Source organism: Streptomyces sp. NPDC048258, assembly GCF_043201995.1.
GTDB lineage: Bacteria > Actinomycetota > Actinomycetes > Streptomycetales > Streptomycetaceae > Streptomyces.
Genome location: NZ_JBICZH010000007.1, coordinates 351,687 through 361,145 on the forward strand (window position 1 = coordinate 351,687; position 9,459 = coordinate 361,145).

General features: G+C 71.3%; 8 protein-coding genes. 6 read left to right on the forward strand and 2 right to left on the reverse strand.

The annotated features are described in order from the left end of the window. Positions 1 to 97: 97 nt before the first annotated feature. Complete coding sequence (ilvD, locus tag ACGFYQ_RS19270; protein WP_393745306.1) at positions 98 to 1,948, forward strand: dihydroxy-acid dehydratase; 1,851 nt, start codon at positions 98 to 100, stop codon at positions 1,946 to 1,948. Positions 1,949 to 1,979: 31 nt separating this feature from the next. Here ilvD and ACGFYQ_RS19275 read toward each other — a convergent pair whose 3' ends face one another. Continuing rightward, entirely contained in the window at positions 1,980 to 4,112 is a 2,133-nt protein-coding gene (locus tag ACGFYQ_RS19275; RefSeq protein ID WP_393745308.1) for a PQQ-binding-like beta-propeller repeat protein, read from the reverse strand. A gap of 106 nt (positions 4,113 to 4,218) precedes the next feature. Between ACGFYQ_RS19275 and ACGFYQ_RS19280 the strand changes: the two genes are divergently transcribed. The 5 genes from ACGFYQ_RS19280 (at position 4,219) to proC (ending at position 7,732) form a co-directional block, all read left to right on the forward strand. Further along, on the forward strand, positions 4,219 to 4,521 hold the full coding sequence (locus tag ACGFYQ_RS19280; protein WP_393745310.1) for a peptidase: 303 nt from the start codon (positions 4,219 to 4,221) through the stop codon (positions 4,519 to 4,521). Positions 4,522 to 4,602: 81 nt separating this feature from the next. Beyond that, positions 4,603 to 5,142: a hypothetical protein gene (locus tag ACGFYQ_RS19285; protein WP_393745312.1), complete on the forward strand. Its 540-nt coding sequence runs from the start codon at positions 4,603 to 4,605 to the stop codon at positions 5,140 to 5,142. Between the two features lie 79 nt (positions 5,143 to 5,221). Continuing rightward, the gene (locus ACGFYQ_RS19290; protein ID WP_393745314.1) at positions 5,222 to 6,016 is read left to right on the forward strand and encodes an ABC transporter ATP-binding protein; all 795 of its coding nucleotides are present in this window, start codon (positions 5,222 to 5,224) and stop codon (positions 6,014 to 6,016) included. After that, complete coding sequence (locus tag ACGFYQ_RS19295) at positions 6,013 to 6,801, forward strand: ABC transporter permease (protein WP_393745316.1); 789 nt, start codon at positions 6,013 to 6,015, stop codon at positions 6,799 to 6,801. Before ACGFYQ_RS19290 ends, ACGFYQ_RS19295 begins: the two co-directional genes overlap by 4 nt. 121 nt (positions 6,802 to 6,922) lie before the next feature. Then, entirely contained in the window at positions 6,923 to 7,732 is an 810-nt protein-coding gene (gene proC, locus ACGFYQ_RS19300; RefSeq protein ID WP_362394940.1) for a pyrroline-5-carboxylate reductase, read from the forward strand. 40 nt (positions 7,733 to 7,772) lie between these two features. Here proC and trpS read toward each other — a convergent pair whose 3' ends face one another. Then, a complete protein-coding gene (gene trpS / locus ACGFYQ_RS19305; protein ID WP_393745318.1) occupies positions 7,773 to 8,771 on the reverse strand; it encodes a tryptophan--tRNA ligase in 999 nt (332 codons plus the stop codon). Positions 8,772 to 9,459 lie beyond the last annotated feature (688 nt).

Below are 9,459 nucleotides of genomic sequence, written 5' to 3' on the forward strand. Positions count from 1 at the left end.
CCGTATCGCGGGCCAGGAGCGTAGCCTCGTAACTGATTCATATCTACAGTCGTGGCCGCGCTCGCAAGGCCGGCCGCACCCATGGGGAGTGAACCCGATGCCCGAGCTGAGGTCCCGCACCGTCACCCACGGCCGCAACATGGCGGGCGCACGCGCCCTTATGCGTGCGTCGGGCGTAGCGAGCGAGGACATCGGCAAGCCGATCATCGCGGTCGCCAACTCCTTCACCGAGTTCGTCCCCGGCCACACCCACCTGGCCCCCGTCGGCCGGATCGTCTCCGACGCCATCCGCGCCGCGGGCGCGATCCCCCGCGAGTTCAACACCATCGCGGTCGACGACGGCATCGCCATGGGCCACGCCGGCATGCTCTACTCCCTGCCCTCCCGCGACCTGATCGCGGACAGCGTGGAGTACATGGTCGAGGCCCACTGCGCCGACGCCCTGATCTGCATCTCCAACTGCGACAAGATCACCCCCGGCATGCTGATGGCCGCCATGCGCCTGAACATCCCGGTGGTCTTCGTCTCCGGCGGGCCGATGGAAGCCGGCCAGGCCACCCTCGTCGACGGCACCGTCCGCAAGCTCGACCTGATCGACGCGATGGTCGACGCCTCGAACGAGAACGTCTCCGACGAGGACGTCCTGCGCATCGAGGAGAACGCCTGCCCGACCTGCGGCTCGTGTTCTGGCATGTTCACGGCCAACTCGATGAACTGCCTCGCCGAGGCCATCGGCCTGGCCCTCCCCGGCAACGGCTCGGTCCTCGCCACGCACACGGCCCGCCGCGCCCTCTACGAGGACGCCGGCCGCACGATCGTCGAGATCACCAAGCGCCACTACGAGCAGGACGACCACTCCGTCCTGCCGCGCTCCATCGCCACCCGCGAGGCCTTCGAGAACGCCATGGCCCTCGACATCGCCATGGGCGGCTCGACGAACACGATCCTGCACCTCCTGGCCGCCGCGCAGGAGGCCGGCCTGGACTACGACCTCAAGGACATCGACGAGGTCTCGCGCCGGGTCCCGTGCCTGTCCAAGGTCGCGCCGAACGTGGCGCCCGGCGGCACGTACTACATGGAGGACATCCACCGCGCCGGCGGCATCCCCGCCATCCTGGGCGAGCTGCACCGCGGCGGACTCCTGAACAAGGACGTCACCTCGGTCCACTCCACCAACCTGGAGGACTGGCTGGCGAAGTGGGACGCCCGCTCCGGGACGGCCTCCGACGTGGCCATGGAGCTGTGGCACGCGGCCCCCGGCTGCAAGCGCTCCGCCACCGCCTTCTCCCAGTCCGAGCGCTGGGAGACCCTCGACCTCGACGCCGAGGGCGGCTGCATCCGCTCGGTGCAGCACGCGTACTCCAAGGACGGCGGCCTCGCGGTCCTCAAGGGCAACATCGCGGTCGACGGCTGCGTGGTGAAGACGGCCGGCGTCGACGAGTCGATCTGGACCTTCGAGGGCCCGGCGGTCGTCTGCGAGTCGCAGGACGAGGCCGTCGACAAGATCCTCCGCAAGGAGATCAAGGAGGGCGACGTCGTCGTCATCCGCTACGAGGGCCCGCGCGGCGGCCCCGGCATGCAGGAGATGCTCTACCCGACCTCGTTCCTCAAGGGCCGCGGCCTCGGCAAGTCCTGCGCCCTGGTGACCGACGGCCGCTTCTCCGGCGGCACCTCGGGCCTGTCCATCGGCCATGCCTCCCCGGAGGCGGCCTCGGGCGGCACCATCGCCGTCGTCGAGGACGGCGACCGGATCCGCATCGACATCCCGAACCGCTCCATCGAACTCCTCGTCGACGAGGCCACCCTGGCGGCCCGTCACGAGGCCCTGGGCGGCGTCTACACCCCCAGGAACCGCGAGCGCAAGGTCTCCGCGGCCCTGCGCGCCTACGCGGCGATGGCCACCAGCGCCGACAAGGGCGCGGTCCGCGACGTCTCCCGCCTGGCCTGACCCGCACGACCACCGAACCCCGCCGGGCGCGTCACCACCCGGCGGGGTTCGCCGCGTCCACGGCGAACACGGACCCGTCGGGCGCGGACGCGTACACCCGCCCGTCGGCGACCACCGGCGCGGGCAGCGTCGCGCTGAAGGTGTCCTGCCCCGTCCCCATCCGGGGCTTGGTCTGGCCCAGCAGCCGCCCCGCCCCCGCGTCGACGGCCAGCAACCGCCCGTCCTGCGCCGTCAGGTACAGCCGTCCGTCCCCGAACACAGGTCGCGAGGCGGCGGACACCCCCGTCTCCAGCCGCCACCGTTCCTTGTCCGGCCCGACGGCCACGAGCCCGCCCGAGGTCCCGAAGGCGTAGACGGTTCCGTCGGCCCCCACCGTCGCCTCCGCGTCGAAGAGCGGCGCCGACAGGGGCACCCGGTGCAAGGAGCGCGTCGTCAGGTCCACGCGAAGGACGGCACGGGTCTTGCTGGAGGCGTCGTTGTCCAGCAAGCATGCGGCGCCGCCCGCCACCCCGACCGGTCGCAGCAACCCCGACGTACGCAGGTGCCAGCGCTCGTTCCCGCTCACCGGATCCACCGAAGCGAGCTGTGTCGACCTGCCGTCGGCGTCGCGTGTGGCCACGTACAGAACGGGCCGTCCGGACTCGTCCGGTCCGGACCACCAGGTCGAACCCACCCCGCCGATCTTCTTGGACCAGCGCGGAGTGCCGTCCGCCGCGTCGAGCACGGTCACGTCCCCGCCGGGTCCCGCCAGCAGCATCCGCTCGCCGACGATCACCACCTGGGTGGCGTCCGGGAGGTTCCGCTTCCAGCGCTCCGCGCCACTGCCGGGATCCAGTGCCTGGAGCAGCCGACTGGCGGAGGCGACCGCGACGACGATCCCGCCTCCGTGCATGGGGGCGCTGTCCTTCGCCGTCCGGTCGGCGGAGGCAGCCCGCGCGGACCACAGCACCGAGCCGTCCGCCGGGTTCAGCCGTGCCACAGCCACTCCTCGCCCCGAGCAGTACAGGGCATCCGCCGACCAGGAACAGGCAGCGGCACGATTTCCGGCCCCCCGCTCACCCAGCTCCGCGGCCCACGGGACGAAGGGCGGCGGCCCTTGTGCCTCCTGTGAGGCCTGCGGTCCCGACGGCTCGGCTGCCGCGCCGAGGTACTGGTACCCGCCCGCCGATCCCAGCGCCAGCAGCAGCGCGATCCCGGCGGCGGCCACCACCGCGGGCCGCCGCCGGGCACTACCCGTGACGTCCGCGCCCGAGTCCACGGGGGCGATCCGGTCCCGCCTGTGCGTGACCTCCTCGGCCGGGACCGGCCGGCGTGGCTGCGGGATGAAGGGCTGGGTGTCCTCGGCCGTCGGGCTCGTCACGGTTCGGACAGCGGCGATCAGCTCCGCAGCGGTGGGCCGTTCCGCGGGATCCTTCGCCAGGCAGCGGGCCACGATCGGGACGAGCCGTGACGGCAACCCCGTCAGGTCGGGCTCGGCGTGCACGACCTGGTACGCCACGAGGTAGTGGCTGTCGGAGTCGAACGGCCCGCGCCCGGTCGCCGCGTGCACCAGCACCGCACCCAGCGCGAACACGTCCGCGGCCGTTCCCACGTCCCGGGGCCGCTGGAACTGCTCCGGAGCCATGAACGGCGGTGTCCCGATCAGCTTGCCCGTCTCGGTCCGCAGATCGCTGTCGGCCGGGCGCGAGATGCCGAAGTCGATGACCCGGACCCCGTCCGGGGCCATCAGCACGTTGCTGGGCTTCAGGTCCCGGTGCACGACCCCGGCCCGGTGGATGTCCCGCAGGGCCTCCGCCAGCCCGGCCGCGAGCCGGGTCAGTTCGACCGGGTCCAGCACCCGCTCCCGTACGCGATCCGAGAGCGTCGGGGCATCGATGAACAGGGTGGCCATCCACGGCCGCTCGGCATCCGGATCGGCGTCCACGACGGGCGCGGTGAAAGCCCCGCTCACCCGCCGCGCGGCGGCGACCTCCTGCCGGAACCGCGCCCGGAATTCCGGATCCACCGCGTGCTGGGCGTGCACGACCTTGACGGCGAGTTTCAGCCCCGAGCTGGAGGTGGCCAGGTGGACGACGCCCATACCGCCGGAGCCGAGCACGGATTCGAGCCGGTACTGCCCGGCGTACTCCGGAAACCCCGCGTAGTCCGCGCACAGTGACTGCACCGCTCACCACCCCCGCCGGAGCCTAGTCGATGGCCCGTGCGAACATCCAAGGGCTTGCTACCCTGCGCGCGTTGCGCAGAGCAACACCCAAGGGGGGAGTTTTCGCATGTCCGTTGAGAACGATTCAAGCCAAGTCCAGGGCCTGGCCGCCACGTCCGGCTTCCAGACCTTCCCGGTCGCTCCCGGCTACCAGGTCAATGTCCGCACCGGCCCGGGAACCAACTACTCCGTCTCCAGAGTCCTGCCGCTCGGCGCGACGGTCACGATTCGTTGCCAGTGCCCCGGCACGTGGATCTCGGGCCCGTACGGCACGACGAACATCTGGGACTGCATCGGCAACGGCGAGTTCGTGTCCGACGCGTACGTGAAGACGGGCAGCGACGGTTACGTCGCCACCCGCTGCGCCTGACGGGTACGGAAGCCCAGCCGGCCCCGTCTGACACGTGAGACACACCCGGCCCGCCCGGCTCGGCGGTGGATAATCGCTGGTGTGAGCGACGACCAGCGAGACCAGACCCCCGCCGAGCCGGCCGCGCAGGCCCCGGCCACGGCGATCCCCGCCGGACCCGAGCCCGAGCCGATCCGCTACTTCGGCACCACCTGGGTGAACCACGACGGCAACTACGGCCTGCGCCGCGCCGCCGTCGCCGTCGGCTCGCTGGTCACCGCCTTCGCCGCGGCGCTCCTCCTGCGCCTCGCCTACGAGGGCCTGGAGATCGGCAACGTCGGCCCCTTCCTCAGCATCTCCGTCGTCGTCCTCTTCGCGGTCGCCAGCTCCATCGCCTTCGCCAAGACCTGGGACTCCTTCAGCCGCAGGCCGGCCCCCTCCTCCGACGAGGCCGCCCTCAAGGGCCTGAAGGCGATCGGTTTCATCGGCTCCCTCATCGCGTACTTCCTCCGCTGCCTCGTCGAGGCCCCGGGCGAGAAGCTCCGCCGCGCCGAGTACGAGCGTGCCGTGACCGAATTCGCCCGCCGCCGCAGCGCCCGCACCGGAAACCCGGCCGCGCGCCGCCCCAAGCGCAAGAAGTAGCCGGGCCCGCGGCCCCGCCCCACTCCCGACCCGACCCATCGATTGACGCCCCGGCACCGCCAGGAGCATTATTCATCACATGATGAATAATCCGCCCGAGGGCACCCCGCCCGCCGTGCACGCCCACGGCCTCACCGTCCGCCGCGGCACCGGCCGCACCCCCCGCACCGTCATCGACGGCATCGCCTTCGACGTCCCCCGCGGGCGCATCACCGGCCTCCTCGGCCCCTCCGGCTGCGGAAAATCCACCCTCATGCGCGCCGTAGTCGGCACCCAGGCCCACGTCACGGGCACGCTCGACGTCCTCGGCCGCCCCGCCGGCCACCCCGAACTGCGCCACCGCATCGGCTACGTCACCCAGGCGCCCTCCGTCTACGACGACCTCACCGTCCGGCAGAACCTCGACTACTTCGCCGCGATCCTCGACCCCGGCCGCGCCGCCGCCGAACGCCGCCACGCGACCGTCACCCGCGCCATCGCCGACGTCGACCTCAGCAGCCACGCCACCGTCCTCGCCGGCAACCTCTCCGGCGGCCAACGCAGCCGCGTCTCCCTCGCCGTCGCCCTCCTCGGCACTCCCGAGCTCCTGGTCCTCGACGAACCCACCGTCGGCCTCGACCCCGTCCTGCGCCGCGACCTGTGGAACCTCTTCCACAACCTCGCCGCCACCCGCGGCGCCACCCTGCTCGTCTCCTCCCACGTCATGGACGAGGCCGAGCGCTGCCACGATCTGCTCCTCATGCGCGAAGGCCGGATCCTCGCCCAGGACACCCCCGACGCCCTGCGCATCCGTACCCGCTCCGCCACCGTCGAAGAGGGCTTCCTCCGCCTCGTCGACGAGGCCGACGCACTCGCCCGGGAGACACAGCGATGACCGCCACGACGACCACGACCATGACCACCATGACCACCGCGACCGCGATGAGCGCGGCCCGCACCACCGCCACCGCCGCCCGCGTCCTGCGCCAGCTCCGCCACGACCCGCGCTCCATCGCGCTGATGCTCCTGGTCCCCGTACTGATGCTGACGCTGCTCCGCTTCGTCTTCGACGGCAGCCCCCGCACCTTCGACGGCATCGGCGCCAGCCTCCTCGGCATCTTCCCGCTCATCACGATGTTCCTGGTGACCTCCATCGCCACCCTGCGCGAGCGCACCTCCGGCACCCTGGAACGCCTCCTCGCGATGCCCCTCGGCAAGGGCGACCTCATCGCCGGCTACGCCCTCGCCTTCGGAGCCGTCGCCGTCGTCCAGTCCCTCCTCGCCACCGGCCTCGCCCTCTGGATCCTCGGCCTCGACGTCGTCGGCTCCCCGTGGCTGCTCCTGCTCGTCGCCCTCCTCGACGCCCTCCTCGGCACCGCACTCGGCCTCTTCGTCTCCGCCTTCGCGGCCTCCGAGTTCCAGGCCGTCCAGTTCATGCCGGCGGTGATCTTCCCCCAACTGCTCCTGTGCGGCCTCTTCGCGGCCCGCGACACCATGCAGCCCGTCCTGGAAGGCCTCTCGAACGTCCTGCCCATGTCGTACGCCGTCGACGGCATGAACCAGGTCCTCACCCACACCGACATGACCGCCGCCTTCATCCGAGACGCCGTGATCGTCGCCGCCTGCGCCCTGCTCGTCCTCGCCCTCGGCGCGGCCACCCTCCGCCGCCGCACCCCCTGATGCCGCACCCCCTGATGCCTGACCACAGGCCGGACACCGCCCCGCCCCGCCGCGCACGAGTGCAAGGATGAACACGTACCCCAGCACACGTGCACACACAGTTCGGCGAGGTGGATCGGGCATGACCCAGACAGTCGCAGTCCTCGGTACCGGCAAGATCGGCGAGGCCCTGCTCAGCGGGATGATCCGGGGCGGCTGGCCCGCCTCGAAGCTCCTCGTCACCGCCCGCCGCCCGGAACGCGCCGAGGAACTGCACTCCCGCTACGGTGTCGAGGCCGTCAGCAACGCCGAAGCCGCCAAGCGCGCCGACACCCTCATCCTCACCGTCAAGCCGCAGGACATGGCCAAGCTCCTCGAAGAGCTCGCCCCGCACGTCCCCGCCGGCCGCCTCGTCATCAGCGGCGCCGCCGGCATCCCGACCTCCTTCTTCGAGGAACGGCTCGCGCCCGGCACCCCCGTCGTCCGCGTCATGACGAACACCCCGGCCCTCGTCGACGAGGCCATGTCCGTCATCTCGGCCGGCAGCCACGCCACCGCCGCGCACCTCCTCCACACCGAGGAGATCTTCGGCGGCGTCGGCAAGACCCTGCGCGTCCCCGAGTCCCAGCAGGACGCGGCCACCGCCCTCTCCGGCTCCGGGCCCGCCTACTTCTACTACCTCGTCGAAGCCATGACCGACGCCGGCATCCTCCTCGGCCTGCCCCGTGCCCAGGCCCACGACCTCATCGTCCAGGCCGCCATCGGCGCCGCCGTGATGCTCCGCGACAGCGGTGAGCACCCGGTCAAGCTCCGTGAGGCCGTCACCTCCCCGGCCGGTACGACGATCAACGCGATCGTGGAGCTGGAGAAGCACGGCGTACGCGCGGCCCTGATCGCCGCCCTCGAAGCGGCCCGCGACCGCAGCCGCGAACTCGCCTCCGGCAACAGCTGACCACGCGGTACGGGCCCCCGAGCCGGGGGCCCGTACCCGCTCACGGCGCCAGCAGCCCGATGGCCTCGTAGGCCCGGTCCACCACCGGCCGCGCCAGCTCCCGGGCCCGCCCGGCACCCTCCCGCAGCACCTTCTCCACCTCCGCCGGATCGGCCGCCAGCTCGGCATGCCGCTCCCGGACCGGCCGCAGCAGCTCGACCACCGCGTCGGCGACGTCCCGCTTGAGCGCGCCGTACCCCGTGTAGCCCTCGGCGAGCGCCCCCGGATCCCCGCCCGTGCAGGCGGCCAGGACGTCCAGCAGGTTCGCGACCCCCGGCCGCGTGTCCCGGTCGTAGACCACGCCGCCGTCCCCGCTGTCGGTGACGGCCCGCATCACCTTCTTGCGCACGACCCCGGGCTCGTCGAGCAGATAGACGATCCCCGCACCGCTCTCGTGCGACTTCCCCATCTTCGACGTCGGATCCTGCAGGTCCATGACCCGTGCGGCCACCGCCGGATGGGTCGGCTTCGGCACGGTGAAGGTGTGTCCGTAGCGCTGGTTGAACCGCACGGCGAGATCCCGGGTCAGCTCGACGTGCTGCCGCTGGTCCTCACCCACCGGAACCTCATCGGTCCGGTACGCCAAAATATCGGCGGCCATCAGCACCGGATACGTGAGCAGGGACAGCCGTACGCCGTCCCCGGAGGCCTGGGCCTTCGCCGCCTTCTCCTTGTACTGGATCATCCGCCGCAGCTCGCCGTCGGTGGCGGTGCACTCCAGCAGGTACGCCAGCCGCGTGTGCTCGTCGACATGGCTCTGCACGAACAACGTGCACCGCCGCGGATCCAGCCCGGCGGCGAGCAGCAGGGTCGCCGCCTGCCTGCTGAGCCGCCGTACGCGCGCCGGCTCGTGCTCGACGGTCAGCGCGTGCAGATCGACGACGCAGAACAGCGCCTCGTCGGGCTCGTGGTCGGCGGCGACCCACTGCCGTACGGCCCCCAGGTAGTTGCCGAGCGTCAGATGCCCGGTCGGCTTGACCCCGCTGAAGATCCTCGTCATGTCCCGCTCTCCCTTGTACGTGAGTGGTGTCGGGGCCACCGCGTCGGCGACCGAGCCACTCCGGGGAGGGAGAAACAAAAACGGCCGCCGTAGCGGCGGCCGTGAGCGCATGCGTGCTCGCGTTGCAGATCGGCCGCCGTCAGGCGGCCCACCAGCGGAGGTTGAGCGTGAGCGCATGCGTAGTCATGGCCCCAGGGTAGACCGGGCGGGATGAGGACGGGGGGAGATTTGCGCACCTCGCGCCGCCGGTCAGCCTGGGGTTGACACAGATGTGCCCGGTCCGTAAGGTTCTTCGAGTTGTCCGAAGTGAGCGCCGACCCCGGTCGGTCCCCGGACGGCCATTCCGCACCACACATTCGAACGAACGACGCACTCCGTCGTCTCGTTTTCATGCGTATTTGCGAATGAGGAATCCGCGTCCGAGGATGCTGCCGCCGATTAGGTTCGGGGGCGAGGAATCCGCTACTGTCTCACTCGCCGAGGGGCTCAACAGCCTCGAAGCAAATACCCGCTGACTGGGAGTCAGGCCCGAAAGGATCTGATAGAGTCGGAATCGCCGGAAAGGGAAAGCGCGAAAGCGCAGGACCTGAAAGGCACCGAGGAAGTCGGGCCCGAAAGAGTCTGATAGAGTCGGAAACGCAAGAACAGAACGAAAGCCCGGAGGAAAGCCCGAGAGGGTGAGTACAAA